This window comes from Micromonospora cynarisoli (assembly GCF_030518815.1).
Lineage (GTDB): Bacteria > Actinomycetota > Actinomycetes > Mycobacteriales > Micromonosporaceae > Micromonospora > Micromonospora wenchangensis.
The window spans coordinates 6,759,537-6,773,098 of sequence record NZ_CP130426.1 but is presented as its reverse complement, the minus strand read 5'-3'; the positions used below and the strand labels follow the sequence as shown (position 1 = coordinate 6,773,098).

General features: G+C 71.0%; 11 protein-coding genes and 1 pseudogene. 6 read left to right on the top strand and 6 right to left on the bottom strand.

The features are described 5' to 3' along the window. Positions 1 to 22 precede the first annotated feature (22 nt). The 5 genes and pseudogenes from Q2K16_RS29885 to Q2K16_RS29865 all read right to left on the bottom strand — a co-directional run bounded on the left by Q2K16_RS29885 (position 23) and on the right by Q2K16_RS29865 (position 3,820). Positions 23 to 406 carry a PIN domain-containing protein gene (locus Q2K16_RS29885; RefSeq protein WP_302741683.1) on the bottom strand — a complete coding sequence of 128 codons (384 nt, stop codon included), beginning with the start codon at positions 404 to 406 and terminating at the stop codon, positions 23 to 25. Next, entirely contained in the window at positions 403 to 651 is a 249-nt protein-coding gene (locus tag Q2K16_RS29880) for a type II toxin-antitoxin system Phd/YefM family antitoxin (RefSeq protein ID WP_302741681.1), read from the bottom strand. The genes Q2K16_RS29885 and Q2K16_RS29880 overlap by 4 nt, the downstream gene beginning before the upstream one ends. Before the next feature lie 76 nt (positions 652 to 727). After that, positions 728 to 817, bottom strand: a pseudogene (locus Q2K16_RS29875) (DUF397 domain-containing protein); the annotation flags it as partial. 137 nt (positions 818 to 954) lie between these two features. Beyond that, positions 955 to 1,731 carry a DeoR/GlpR family DNA-binding transcription regulator gene (locus Q2K16_RS29870; RefSeq protein WP_088642199.1) on the bottom strand — a complete coding sequence of 259 codons (777 nt, stop codon included), beginning with the start codon at positions 1,729 to 1,731 and terminating at the stop codon, positions 955 to 957. A gap of 40 nt (positions 1,732 to 1,771) precedes the next feature. Then, complete coding sequence (locus Q2K16_RS29865) at positions 1,772 to 3,820, bottom strand: beta-galactosidase (protein ID WP_302741679.1); 2,049 nt, start codon at positions 3,818 to 3,820, stop codon at positions 1,772 to 1,774. A 283-nt stretch (positions 3,821 to 4,103) separates the two neighbouring features. Between Q2K16_RS29865 and Q2K16_RS29860 the strand changes: the two genes are divergently transcribed. The 4 genes from Q2K16_RS29860 to Q2K16_RS29845 all read left to right on the top strand — a co-directional run bounded on the left by Q2K16_RS29860 (position 4,104) and on the right by Q2K16_RS29845 (position 9,603). Continuing rightward, positions 4,104 to 5,429 carry an ABC transporter substrate-binding protein gene (locus Q2K16_RS29860; protein WP_302741677.1) on the top strand — a complete coding sequence of 442 codons (1,326 nt, stop codon included), beginning with the start codon at positions 4,104 to 4,106 and terminating at the stop codon, positions 5,427 to 5,429. Positions 5,430 to 5,451: 22 nt separating this feature from the next. After that, a complete protein-coding gene (locus Q2K16_RS29855; protein WP_302741676.1) occupies positions 5,452 to 6,411 on the top strand; it encodes a carbohydrate ABC transporter permease in 960 nt (319 codons plus the stop codon). Continuing rightward, positions 6,408 to 7,316 carry a carbohydrate ABC transporter permease gene (locus Q2K16_RS29850; RefSeq protein WP_302741675.1) on the top strand — a complete coding sequence of 303 codons (909 nt, stop codon included), beginning with the start codon at positions 6,408 to 6,410 and terminating at the stop codon, positions 7,314 to 7,316. Before Q2K16_RS29855 ends, Q2K16_RS29850 begins: the two co-directional genes overlap by 4 nt. Before the next feature lie 148 nt (positions 7,317 to 7,464). Continuing rightward, positions 7,465 to 9,603 carry an alpha-galactosidase gene (locus Q2K16_RS29845; protein ID WP_302741674.1) on the top strand — a complete coding sequence of 713 codons (2,139 nt, stop codon included), beginning with the start codon at positions 7,465 to 7,467 and terminating at the stop codon, positions 9,601 to 9,603. A gap of 74 nt (positions 9,604 to 9,677) precedes the next feature. Here Q2K16_RS29845 and Q2K16_RS29840 read toward each other — a convergent pair whose 3' ends face one another. After that, positions 9,678 to 11,039: a cellulase family glycosylhydrolase gene (locus Q2K16_RS29840; RefSeq protein WP_302741672.1), complete on the bottom strand. Its 1,362-nt coding sequence runs from the start codon at positions 11,037 to 11,039 to the stop codon at positions 9,678 to 9,680. 380 nt (positions 11,040 to 11,419) lie between these two features. Here Q2K16_RS29840 and Q2K16_RS29835 point away from each other — a divergent pair, with 380 nt between their 5' ends. Together Q2K16_RS29835 and Q2K16_RS29830 are read left to right on the top strand one after the other, a co-directional pair. Continuing rightward, the gene (locus tag Q2K16_RS29835; protein WP_302741671.1) at positions 11,420 to 12,382 is read left to right on the top strand and encodes a TIGR03557 family F420-dependent LLM class oxidoreductase; all 963 of its coding nucleotides are present in this window, start codon (positions 11,420 to 11,422) and stop codon (positions 12,380 to 12,382) included. Continuing rightward, a complete protein-coding gene (locus Q2K16_RS29830) occupies positions 12,379 to 13,389 on the top strand; it encodes an alpha/beta fold hydrolase (protein WP_302741670.1) in 1,011 nt (336 codons plus the stop codon). The genes Q2K16_RS29835 and Q2K16_RS29830 overlap by 4 nt, the downstream gene beginning before the upstream one ends. The last annotated feature ends 173 nt before the right edge of the window (positions 13,390 to 13,562 follow it).

Here is a 13,562-nt window from a genome sequence, read left to right as displayed (position 1 = left end):
AGTTGTCAGATCACCGGGTCGGTCAGATGGTGCGGATCGTGATCAGGTCTTCGAGTCCTGCGAGATCGCCGGCGTTGCGGGTGTAGACGGCGGCGTCATGGGCGTGGGCGGTCGCGGCAATGAGCAGATCCATCACTCTGGCGCGCGGCTGACGGCCGGCCTCGACGACGCGGGCAGCCAGTCGTGCGTAGCTGTCGGCGATCACGTCATCGATGGGCAGCGGATCGAATCGGCGCTGGATAGCACTCAACCGCGCCAACCGGAGTGCCCTTGCCTCGGCGGTCTTGGCGACCAGGACACCGAACTGGAGTTCGGCAAGACTGGCAACGCTGATGGCCAACTCACCCGGGATCGGAGTTATGTCGTTGGCGATGAGGACGCTGGTGTCGAGGATGCCCCGGCTCACCGCTCGGCCCACGGATCGGTGACCGCACTGTCCAGGAGATCCCGATCGTCTGCCCACGCAGGGTCTGTGGGCTGGTCGAACACCCCGGCAAGGTCGTCCCACTCCCGCCATGCGCGGGGGCTGACCGGGCCGAGTACGGCTGCCGGGCGGCCGGCGACGGTGATCGTCAAACGTTCACCCGCCTGCGCACGACGCACCAGGTCGCTGGCGTTCTGTCGCATCTCCCGAAGCCCCACCTCACGCATACGACAAACGTAGCACATGTGCTACGCGCCTCTGGCGAACCTCGCCACGCAGAGGTGCAGGGCGATTCCACGACGCTCAGTGGGTGGCGTCGGTGAAGTCGAACTCGCCGTCCTTGACGCCGCCGACGAAAGCCGCCCACTCGCCAGCCGTGTAGACGATCGTCGCCGGGGCCACCGTCTCCACGGAGGACGCCCAGCACGTACGACGGTGGGTGTTCTATGACCGGATCATGCCGGACCGGCGGCGCTGCCGGGCGCGGGCCGACCACGACGGGCCGTGCGACCCCGACTGATGAGCCGGGGTCAGTCGACCTCGACGACGACCAGTTCACCTACCTGTTCGCCGATCTGCCGGCGGCCGTCCGCCGGCAGCCCGGCGTCGGTGATCAGCAGGTCGGCCTCGGCCAGCGGGGCGATGGTGGCGATGCCGATCGTCTCCCACTTGGTGTGGTCGGCCAGCACCACCAGGTGCCGGGCCGCCCCGATCAGCCGCTTGTTGACCGCCGCCTCCAGCAGGTTGGGGGTGGTGAACCCGGTGCGCGGGCTCATCCCGTGCACGCCGAGAAAGAGCAGATCCACGTTCAGGGTACGGATCGCCGCCTCGGCCACCGGCCCGGTCAGCGCGTCCGACGGGGTACGGATGCCGCCGGTCAGCACCACAGTCTGGTCGACGCGCGGGTTCTGGTAGAGCGCGTCGGCGACCGGGATCGAGTTGGTCACTACGGTCAGCCCGGGTACGTCGCCGAGCAGGGTGGCCAGCGCGGCGGTGGTGGTGCCGGCCGACAGCGCGACGGCCATCCCGGGCTCGACCATCCGGGCGGCCCGGCCGGCGATGGCCCGCTTCTCGTCCTGCTGGCGGACCGACTTCGCGGCGAAGCCGGGTTCCTCGGCGGACCCGGGGCCGGCCAGGGTCGCCCCGCCGTGCACCTTGTCGACCAGCCCTCGTTCGGCGAGCACCTCCAGGTCGCGGCGGATCGTCATGTCGGAGACGCCGAACCGGCTGACCAGGTGGCTGACCCGCACCCCGCCGCGCTGCCGGATCAGCTCCAGGATGGCGTTCTGCCGTTGCTGAGCGAGCATCGAACCTCCCAACCGCGCGGACGAGGGAACGGTACGCAGGTCAGGCCGCGGTGGCCGGGGACGGTTCACCCGCTGGGACCGCCCCGATCACGGCCGGCTCCTCCCGGACCACGGCCACCTCGCCGGGCGGCACCCGCAGTGTGCCGTCGCAGGGCTGGCCGGTGAGCAGGTCGGTGCCGGTGACGTCGAGGATGGCCTCGGCGTCGGTGTGGTTGACCACGAACAGCCAGGACCTGTCGTCGGCGCGGCGGCGGACCACCTCGACGCCGGTCGGGGCGGCGGCCGGCGGGCGTGCCCCGGCCTCGGTGAGCAGCCGGCCCACCAGGGCGTCGGTGGCCGCCTCGTCGAGTCGGGTGGCCAGGTACCAGGCGGTCCCGTCGCCGACCCGGTGCCGGGTCAGCGCGGGCACGCCCGGCAGCGGGCCGTCCTCGTACGACGCCACCACCTCCGCGCCCGCCGGGTGCAGCCACTCGGTCCACACGTCGGCGGTGGAGCCGTCATCGAGGGTCACCCGCTCGCCTGCCAACAGCGGGAAGAACTCTTCGGTACGCACCCCGAGCAGGTCGCGGAACGCCCCCGGGTAGCCGCCGAGCCGGATGTGGTCGTGCTCGTCGACGATCCCGCTGAAGTACGTCACCAGCGCCGTCCCGCCCCCGGCGACGTACCGGCGCAGCGCCTCGGCGTCGGCGTCGCGGACCAGGTAGAGGGTGGGGACGAGGACCAGCCGGTAGCCGGACAGGTCGGTCGACGGGTGCACCACGTCGGCGGTGACCCCGGCCCGCCACAGCGCGTCGTAGAACGCCCGCATCCGGTCGGGGTAGGTGACGTCGACGCTGGGGTGGGAGTCCAGCTCGACGCCCCACCACGCCTCCCAGTCGAACAGGATCGCCACCTCGGCGTCGACCCGGCTGCCGCGTACCTCGGCCAGGGCGGTGAGGTCGGCGCCGAGCCGGCAGACCTCGTCGAAGACCTTGGTGTCGGGGCCGGCGTGCGGGACCAGGGCGGAGTGGAACTTCTCCGCGCCGGCCCGGGAGGCCCGCCACTGGAAGAACAGCACCCCGTCGGCGCCGCGCGCCACGTGGGTGAGGCTGTTGCGACGCAACTGGCCGGGGGTCTTGGCGACGTTGCGGGGCTGCCAGTTGACCGCGCTGGTGGAGTGCTCCATCAGCAACCACGGATCACCGCCGGCCACGCCCCGGGTGTGGTCGGCGGCGAACGCCAGGCCGAGATGGGCGTTCGGGTCGGTGACGGTCAGGTAGTGGTCGTTGGCGACCAGGTCCACGTCGGCGGCCCACGAGTGGTAGTCCATGTGCTTGACGCCCATGCCGATCATGAAGTTGGTGGTGACCGGCTGGCCGACCCGTCGCCTGAGCACCTCCCGTTCGGCGCGGAGCTGGGCGCGCTGCTCGTCGGAGGAGAAACGCAGGAAGTCGAGCTGCTGGGTGGGGTTGGCGAAGGTGGGCGCGGCGCGCGGCGGGTTGATCTCGGCCCAGTCGTGGTAGCGCTGGCTCCAGAAGGTGGTGCCCCAGGCGTCGTTGAGCCGGTCGAGGTCGCCGTAGCGCCCGCGCAGCCACCCCCGGAACGCCTCGGCGCTGACGTCGCAGTAGCAGTGCACGTTGTGGCAGCCCAGCTCGTTGGAGACGTGCCACATCACCACGGCGGGGTGCTCGGCGTACCGGTCGGCGACCGTCTCGACCAGGGCGAGCGAGCGCTGGCGGAAGATCGGCGAGCTGGGGCAGTACGCCTGCCGGCCGCCGGGCCACAGCACGGTGCCGTCGACGGTACGCGACAGCGTCCCGGGGTGCCGGTGGGCCAGCCACGGGGGCGGGCTGGCGGTGGCGGTGGCCAGGTCGACCCGGATGCCTCCGGCGTGCAGGACGTCGAGGGCGCGGTCGAGCCAGCCGAACTCGTACCGGCCGGGGGAGGGTTCGAGTAGGGCCCAGGAGAAGATCCCGACCGAGACGAGGTTGACCCCGGCCCGGCGCATGAGCGCGACGTCGTCGGCCCAGACCTGCTCGGGCCACTGCTCGGGGTTGTAGTCGGCGCCGAAGTAGATTCCGTCGCCCTGCCAGCTGCCGTGTTGCCGCATGAGAGCAGAGCGTGCCCCCAGCGGTCGATCAAGTCAACACTTTCCAACATCGACCCTCTTTCCAACGTTTACCCCCAGGGTCCCTTGCGGGCTTGGGCGATACCGATCCGGAGCTGCCCTCTTGACAGGGGCGTACGGACGGGTAGCTTCAAGCGCCACCGGGAGTTTGTGTTTGCCAATGTTCGTTCTCGGTGGATCTATGTTGGCATTCCCGAACAGCCGCTTCCCCACCACCACTGACGGCCCTCGGGCGCAGCGCACCTCTTCTTCCGCAGGAGGCACCATGTCCCGTCCCCGCACCGAAGCCGAGTATCTCGCCCGGCTCGTACCGTCCTCCGTCGCCGGCATCGGACGACGTTCCCTGCTCACCGGGGTCGGCGCGGGCGCGCTGCTCGGCACCGGGCTGCTCGCCGGTTGCGGCTCCGACTCCGGCTCGGGCAGTGACAGCAAGGAGGTGTCGGTCGGGTCCAACCAGTCCGACCCGCAGCCCAAGGGGGTCATCGCCAAGGTGATGGACGGGTTCACGGCCTCGTCCGGCATCACCACCAAGATCAACACGGTGGACCACAACACCTACCAGGAGAACATCAACAACTACCTCCAGGGCAAGCCGGACGACGTGTTCATGTGGTTCGCCGGCTACCGGATGCGCTTCTTCGCCGCCAAGGGGCTGGCCGGCGACATCAGCGACCTGTGGGGCGGGCTGTCCGGCTACTCCGGCGCGTTCAAGAAGGCGTCCACCGGGGACGACGGCAAGCAGTACTTCGTGCCGTCGTCGTACTACCCGTGGGCGATGTTCTACCGCAAGTCGGTCTGGAAGCAGTACGGCTACCAGGTGCCGACCACCCTCGACCAGCTCACCACCCTCAGCGCGCAGATGAAGAAGGACGGCCTCACCCCGATCGCCTTCGCCGACAAGGACGGCTGGCCAGCGATGGGCACCTTCGACATCCTCAACCTGCGGATCAACGGCTACCAGTTCCACATCGACCTGATGGCGGGCAGGGAGGCGTGGACCTCCGACAAGGTCAAGAAGGTCTTCGACACCTGGGCCGGGCTGCTCCCGCTGCACCAACCGGACAGCCTGGGCCGCACCTGGCAGGAGGCCGCCCAGTCGTTGCAGCAGAAGAAGAGCGGCATGTACCTGCTCGGCCTCTTCGTCGCCCAGCAGTTCGGCAACGACGAGCAGGACGACATCGACTTCTTCACCTTCCCCGAGATCGACCCGGCCATCGGGGCCAGGGCCCTGGACGCGCCGATCGACGGCTACATGCTGGCCCGCAAGCCGAAGGCCGAGGCCAACGCCAAGAAACTGCTGGAGTTCGTTGGCTCGAAGGAGGCCGCCGACATCACGGTGAAGAACGACCCGACCACGCTGGTCGCCAACAGCGGCGCGGACACCAGCGGCTACACGGCCCTGCAGAAGAAGGCCGCCGAGCTGGTCGGCTCGGCAACCGAGATCGCCCAGTTCCTCGACCGGGACACCCGGCCGGACTTCGCCTCCACCGTGATCATCCCGGCGCTCCAGCAGTTCATCAAGAACCCCAAGGACATCGACGGCCTGGTCAACAGCATCGAGAACCAGAAAAAGTCGATCTTCACCAGCTGACGGCGAGAGGGGGAGGACCGTCGTGTCCGACCTGCCCCTGATCCAGGCGGATCACGCCGTGCCGTCGCCGACCACGACCACCACCTCCCCGGGTGGCCGCGGCCGGCGGCTACGGCTCCTGTCCCGCACCGACCGCGTGGTGATCACGCTGATGGTGCTCGTACCGCTGCTGCTGGTGGTCGCCCTGGTCTGGCTGCCAGCACTGGCCACCGTGGCGCTCTCCGGCACCGACTGGGACGGCATCGGCCCGCTCGGCGAGATCGACTGGGTCGGTGGCCGGAACTACTCCGACGTGGTCAACATCTACCCGCCGTTCGTGCCGGCGATGCAGAACAACCTGCTCTGGCTGGCCGCGCTGTTCGTGGTCGCCACCCCGTTCGGGATGTTCCTCGCCGTGCTGCTCGACAAGGAGATCCGGGGCAGCCGGTTCTACCAGACCGCGCTCTACCTGCCCGTGGTGCTCTCGCTGGCGCTGATCGGCTTCGTCTGGCAGCTCATCTACTCCCGCGACCAGGGGTTGCTCAACGCCGTCCTCGGGGGCCAGACCGACTGGTACGGCGACCCGAACGTCAACATCTGGGCGGTGCTGGTGGCGGCCGGCTGGCGGCACGTCGGCTACATCATGCTGCTCTACCTGGCCGGGCTCAAGGGCGTCGACCCGTCGCTGCGGGAGGCCGCCTCGGTCGACGGCGCGTCGGAGACCAGCGCCTTCTTCCGGGTGATCTTCCCGGTGCTGCGGCCCATCAACATCATCGTGCTGGTGGTGACCGTGATCGAGTCGCTGCGCGCGTTCGACCTGGTCTGGGTGATCAACAAGGGGCGCAACGGGTTGGAACTGATCTCCGCCCTGGTGACCCAGAACGTCGTCGGTGAGGCCAGCCGGATCGGCTTCGGCTCCGCCCTGGCGACGATCATGCTGGCGGTCTCGCTGGTCTTCATCACCATCTACCTGGGCGTCGTCATGAGGGAGAACCGGCGATGAGCGCGTCGACAGTGACCCGACCGCCGACGGCCACGCCGGCACCGCGCCGCCGGCCGTTGCGCCCCGCCCGGGTGGTGCTGCACCTGTTCCTCGGCGCGGTCGCCGTCGGTTGGCTCTTCCCGATCCTCTGGGCGGTGCTGACCTCGCTGCGCTCGTACGCCTACACCGCCGCCAACGGGTACGTCTCGTTCGGCGGGTGGACGTTCGACAACTACGTCACCGCCTGGCGGACCGCCGAGTTCGGCAAGCACTTCCTCAACTCGGTCTACATCACGGTCCCGGCGGTGCTGCTGACCCTGTTCCTCGCCTCGTGCGTGGCGTTCGTGATCGCCCGGTTCAGCTGGAAGTTCAACATCGTCCTGCTCGGGCTGTTCACCGCCGCCAACCTGCTGCCCCAGCAGTCGCTGCTGATCCCGCTGTTCCGGATCTTCACCGAGGTGCCGCTGCCGGAGTTCATGAGCGACTCGGAACTGCTCTACGACAGCTACTGGGGGCTGATCCTGGTCAACGTGGCCTTCCAGTGCGGCTTCTGCGTCTTCGTGCTCAGCAACTACATGAAGGCGCTGCCCCGCGACCTCTACGAGGCGGCCATGGTGGACGGGGCGAGCATCTGGCGGCAGTACTGGCAGGTGACGATGCCGCTGTGCCGGCCGGCGCTGGCCGCCCTGGCCACCCTGGAGGTGACCTGGATCTACAACGAGTTCTTCTGGGCCACCGTGCTGATGCGCACCGGCGACAAGTTCCCGGTCACCAGCTCGCTGAACAACCTGCGCGGCGAGTTCTTCACCGACAACAACCTGGTGTCGGCCGGCTCGGTGCTGGTCGCCGTCCCCACCCTGGTGATCTTCTTCCTGCTGCAGAAGCAGTTCGTCAAGGGCCTGACCCTGGGAGCGTCCAAGGGCTGAGTCACCGCACCCACCCATGCGTGCGAGAGCGGTATTCCTGGCAGGCATAAATATGACCCACAGGCATACCGCTCTCGCGCGGTACCGACACCCGGCGACCTCACCCACCGTGACGGACGCCGTCGCGCCCGCACCGGAGATGAGCGCCATGACCGATCCGACCGTGATCCACCTGCGCCGGGGCCACACCAGCCTGGTGCTCGACGCCCGCGGCCCGGGGCTGCCCCGGATCGTGCACTGGGGCACCGACCTCGGCCCGGTGCCCGCCGACGACCTGCCGGCCCTGCTCGACGCCACCGTGCCGCCGGTGGTGCCGAGCAGCTTCGACGCGCCGACCGTGCTGTCCCTGCTGCCCGAGGCGAGCGCCGGCTGGAGCGGCCGGCCCGGTCTCGCCGGTCACCGCGCCGGCCGGGACTGGTCCACCGCCTTCCGGCTCGACAGCACCGACGTCGACGACCCGGACGGCGCGGCGCGGGTGACCGTGCGGGCGACGGACCCGGGCGCGGGGTTGACCCTCACCGTCGCGCTCACCCTCGATCCGGTCGGGGTGCTGACCGTACGGCACCGGCTGCGCAACGACGCCGACCAGCCCTACGAGGTACGCGAGCTGACGCCGGTGCTGCCGGTGCCGGCGGTCGCCACCGAACTGCTCGACCTGACCGGCCGCTGGTGCCGCGAACGCGCGCCGCAACGCCACCCGTGGCCGCACGGCGCGTGGGTCCGCGAGGGCCGGCACGGGCGCACCGGGCACGACGCCACGCTGCTGCTGGTCGCCGGCACCGCCGGGTTCGGCTTCGGCCACGGCGAGGTGTGGGCGGTGCACACCGCCTGGAGCGGCGACCACGTGACCGTCGCCGAACGCCGCCCCACAGGCGAATCCACCCTCGGCGGCGGGGAACTGCTCGCCCCCGGGGAGATCGTCCTCGGCCCCGGCGACGAGTACGCCACTCCGCTGCTCTACGCGGCACACTCCACCGCCGGGCTGGACGGGCTCAGCGACCTGCTGCACACCCACCTGCGGGCCCGGCCGGAACACCCCCGCACACCCCGCCCGGTCACCCTCAACGTGTGGGAGGCGGTCTACTTCGACCACGACCTGGACCGGCTGCGTACCCTCGCCGACCGGGCCGCCGAGGTGGGCGTGGAACGGTTCGTCCTCGACGACGGCTGGTTCACCGGACGTCGGCACGACCGGGCCGGCCTGGGCGACTGGCAGGTCGACGCCGACGTCTGGCCGGCCGGCCTGCAACCGCTCGTCGACCACGTGCGCGGGCACGGCATGCAGTTCGGGCTCTGGGTCGAACCGGAGATGGTCAACCCCGACTCCGACCTGTTCCGCGCCCACCCCGACTGGGTGCTCACCGCGCCCGGCCGGCTGCCCCTGCCGTGGCGGCACCAGCAGGTGCTGGACCTGGCCAACCCGGCGGCGTACGCCCACCTGCTCGACCGGCTCGACGCCCTGCTGACCGGGAACCCCGGGATCAGCTACCTCAAGTGGGACCACAACCGGGACCTCACCGAGGCCGGGCACGCCGGCCGGCCCGGGGTGCACGCGCAGACCGTCGCGGCCTACCGGCTCCTCGACGAGCTGCGTGCCCGGCACCCGCACCTGGAGATCGAGAGCTGCTCGTCCGGCGGGGCCCGGGTCGACCTGGAGATCCTGCAACATACCGACCGGGTCTGGGCCAGCGACACCAACGACGCCCTGGAACGGCTGTCCATCCAACGCTGGACCGGGCTGCTGCTGCCCCCGGAGCTGGTCGGCACGCACATCGGCCCCGGGCGCTCACACACCACCGGCCGGGTGCACACGCTGGGCTTCCGGGCGGTCACCGCGCTCTTCGGCCACCACGGCATCGAGTGGGACATCGCCGCGATCGACCCCGCCGAGCGGGCCGAGCTGACCGCGTGGGTGGCCCTGCACAAGCGGCTCCGGCCGCTGCTGCACACCGGGCGGGTGGTGCGGTTCGACCACCCGGACCCGGCCGTGCAGGCGCACGGCGTGGTCGCCCACGACCGCTCCCGCGCCGTGTACGCGGTGTCCCGGGTGGCCACCTCCGTCGCGCAGGTCCCCGGCCCGGTCCGCCTGCCCGGCCTCGACCCGGCCCGCCGGTACGTCGTCCGCCCCGCCGAGGGAGCGCCGGAGCCGGACGCCATGCAGATCACCGGGCCGGGCTGGCTGCCCGCCGTGACGCTGCCCGGCTCGGTGCTGGCGACGGTGGGCCTGCACCTGCCGGCCATGCACCCGGAGCAGGCGCTGCTCCTGGAGGTCACCGCGGTCGACTGACCGACGCCGGGCGCTTGACCGAACGGGTGGTGGCCGAGCCCCGCAGGGCCCGGCCACCGGTGGGGCGGGGATGGTCAGCTCGCGGTGCAGGTCACCGTGGGAGCCGGGTTGCTGCCGGTCCAGCTGCCGATGAAGCCGAAGGCGGTGCTGGCCCCGGCGCCGAGCCGGCCGTTGTAGTCGACGTTGCGGGCGGTCACCGTGCTGCCGCTGCTGCTCAGCGTCGCGTTCCAGGACTGGCTGACGGTCTGGCCGTTGGCGAAGGTCCACTTCGTCGTCCAGCCGTTGATCGCCGCGCTGCCGGCGGTCACCTTGACCTCGCCCTGGAAGCCGCCCTGCCACGACCCGACGACCGTGTACGTCGCGGTGCAGCCACCGGTCGTCGGCGGGGTGGTGGGCGGGGTGGTCGGCGGGGTCGTGGGCGGGGTGGTCGGTGGCGTGGTCGGGGTGGTACCGGAGTAGACCGACGCCTCCTTCGCCGTCGCCTTGATGCCGTTGACGCCGTTGAAGATGCGCTGGCCCCAGGTGGTCAGGGCGGCGGGGTCGAAGTTGGTGGTCATGTCGAGGTACTCGACGCCGCCGCCGTTGCCGCTCCACGACCAGCCCAGGTAGCCGATCCCGTTGGCCTGGGTGTACGACAGGATGGTGTCCTCGTCGGGGTTGCCGTCGGAGTGGTCGAAGCCGAACTCGCCCACCACGATGGGCAGCTTGGCGGCACGGAACCGGCCCAGGTAGTCGCTGATCTCGGCGGCGGTGTCGAAGACGCCGTACATGTGGATCGAGAAGACCGTGTTCTTCTGCGGGTCGGCGGCGAACACCCCGGTCGCGTTGTCGCGCATCGTGAACGACCAGTCCTGACCCCAGTTCGGGGCGTCCACCATGATCGTGTGGGTGATGCCGGCGGCCCGCAGCCGCTTGATCGCGTTGGCGTTGTCGGTGGCCCAGGTGGCGTAGCCCTGGTTGCCGTACGGCTCGTTGCCGATGTTGACGATGACGTACCGCTCCTGGCCCTGCAGGGCGCTGGCGATGCTCAGCCAGTAGTCGACCGCCCGGTCCAGGGTGATCGCCCCGGCCTGCTCGCCGTAGCCGGTGGTGTCGTGCACCTCCAGCACGCAGATCAGCTTGTTGGCCCTGCACAGCGAGATGACGTTGCTGACGTCGGCTGCGGTGTTCTTGGTCCAGCGGTCACCGCTGGCCAGCACCACCCGCACGGTGTTCGCGCCGAGCGCCTTGATGTCGGCGAAGGAGGCGGTCTGCTGCGGGTACCAGGTGTGGGCGTGGTTGACGCCCCGCATGATGAACTCGTTGCCGTTGGCGTCGTACAGCTTGCCACCGGAGACCGTGAAACCGGCCGCGGCCTGGGCCGGCTGGCCGAAGGCGAACACGGCGGCGAGGACGGTGAGCAGGGCGACGCCGGCGACGGAAAGTCGCTTCTTCATGGGTTTCCTCAGGAAGGGTCGACCCCGTTGCCCTGGCGGGGTGGCGATGCTGGTGACTGTGGCGCTCGGCTGTAGCCCGACAGCCGCCGCCTGACTCGCTGGCCGCGTGCGGACCAGCGTAGGCCCACGGGGTCGGGAAGGCAACCGGTTAAGTTGCCCGCCTGCTCCCGCCGACCCTGCGGCGACCCACGCCGACCGTGAGCCGCCACAGGGGGCGGTCATCCCCACCACAGGATGTGACACCACCAGCCTGAACCGGTTAAGCCGGACCCTAGACCGCCCTCCCGTCACCGTCAAGAGGTACCGGCCGCACATCCGAGGTTGACCGACACCGACCAGGGGTATCCGGTGACGATCGTCGCCCGGAAGGAGAAACCAGGATGGTCCGCGTCGGCTACACCCTGATGTGCGAACAGACCGGCCCGAAACAGTTGGTGGACCATGCGGTACGGGCGGAGGCGGCCGGCTTCGACCAACTGGTCATGTCCGACCACTACTACCCGTGGCTCGACGCGCAGGGCCACTCCCCGTACGCCTGGTCGGTACTGGGCGCGGTCGCACACGCCACCAGCCGGGCCGAGCTGATGTCCTTCGTGACCTGCCCGATCCGCCGGTACCACCCGGCGGTGGTGGCGCAGAAGGCCAGCACCATCGGGGTGCTCTCCGACGGGCGGTTCACCCTCGGCCTCGGTGCCGGGGAGAACCTCAACGAACACGTCGTCGGCGGCTGGCCGCACGTGCAGCAGCGGCACGAGATGTTCTCCGAGGCGCTCCAGATCATCCGTCCGCTGCTCAACGGCGAGACGCTGACCTTCTCCGGCAACCACTTCGACGTCCCCGACGCCTACGTCTGGGACCGGCCGGAACACCCCGTGCCAATGGCCGTCGCCGCGTCCGGGCCGTCGTCGGCCACCCTCGCCGCCGAGTACGCCGACGGCATCGTCGCCACCGAACCCGACTCCCGGATCATCCAGCTCTACGACGACGCGGGCGGCGCCGGGCAGCCCCGCTACGGCCAGGTGGCCATCTGCTACGGCCCCGACGAGGCCGAGTGCCGCAAGATCGTGCACGACCAGTTCCGCTGGTTCGGCAGTGGCTGGAAGGTCAACGCCGACCTGCCCGACCCGGAGGCCTTCGCCGCCGCCACCCAGTTCGTCCGGGAGGAGGACGTCGCCGAGGGCATTCCCTGCGGGCCCGACGTCGAACGGCACGTCGAGGCGTTCCGCGCCTTCGTCGACGCCGGCTTCACGCACGTGGCGATCGTGCAGGTCGGCGGGGACAACCAGCCGATGTTCCTGGACTGGGCGCAGGAGCAGCTACTGCCCCGGCTCCGCGAGCTGTGACCGCCGGGGCGGGCCGGGCCGGGCCGGGCACCCGACCCGGCCCGCACCCGAGTTACGCCGGCCCGGACGCGCTGCGGCGGGCGCTCGCCGCGCCCCGCCCGACGGCCGGCCTGGATCGGCACCCCGCCCACACTCCCGGCCCGGCCCGCACGTCCCGCCCGGTCACCACACCGGGCCCGGACCCCACCTGCCGGGCCACGCCGGAACCGGACCGGGCCGGGTCGGGCCCGGAGGTCGCGGGGTCACGGGCGCGGGCAACGTTGACCAGCGAGTTCCGGCTCGTCGACGGGCTGCGCACACACACCCGGCGCTCCGCCGAGCCGACGGCCCCCGGCGCGCCCCCGGTGGTGCTGGTGCACGGGCTCGCCGTGTCGCACCGCTACCTCACCCCGCTGGTCGAGACGCTCGGCACCAGCCACCCGGTGTACGTGCCGGACCTGCCCGGTTTCGGGCTGAGCGCCCACCCCGGCCACTCCTACGACCTGCGGCAGCACGTCGCCCACCTGCTGGCCTGGCTCAACGCGTACCGGATGCCCCCGGTCTGCCTGGTCGGGCACTCGTTCGGCGCGGAGGTGGCCGCCGCACTCGCGGTGGCCCGCCCCGGGGCGGTCCGGGCGCTGGTGCTGGCCGGGCCGACCAGCGACCCCACCGCCCGGTCCCGGCGGGGGCTGGTCGGCCGGTGGCTGGTGGACACCCTGCGGGAGGCGCCCTGGCAGGCGCCGATCCTGGTCCGCGACGTCCTCGACGCGTACCCCTGGCGGGTGGCGGCCACCGTCGCGCACTCGGTACGCAACGCGGTGGAGGAGGATCTGGTCAGGATCACCGTGCCCACCCTCGTGCTGGCCGGGGAACGCGACCCGATCGTGCCGCCCCGGTGGCGCGCCCAGGTCACCCGGCTGGTGCCCGAAGCCCGCCTGGTCACCGTGCCCGGTGCCGCCCACAACGTGCTCACCACCGCCCCCGGGCCGGCGGCCGGGGCGATCCGTGACCTGCTCAGCCGACCCTGACGAGGTGGAACCATGCGGTTCGGAAACACAGAGATCCGACCCCTCGGCGGCGGCTTCGGCTGCCTGTTGATGATCCTGTTCTCGGTGCTCGCCTCGATCGCCCTGACCGTCCTGGTCAACCTGCTCCTGTGACGAGGACAGGGAGCGCGGCGTGCCCGCCCCCGCCGGTCGAC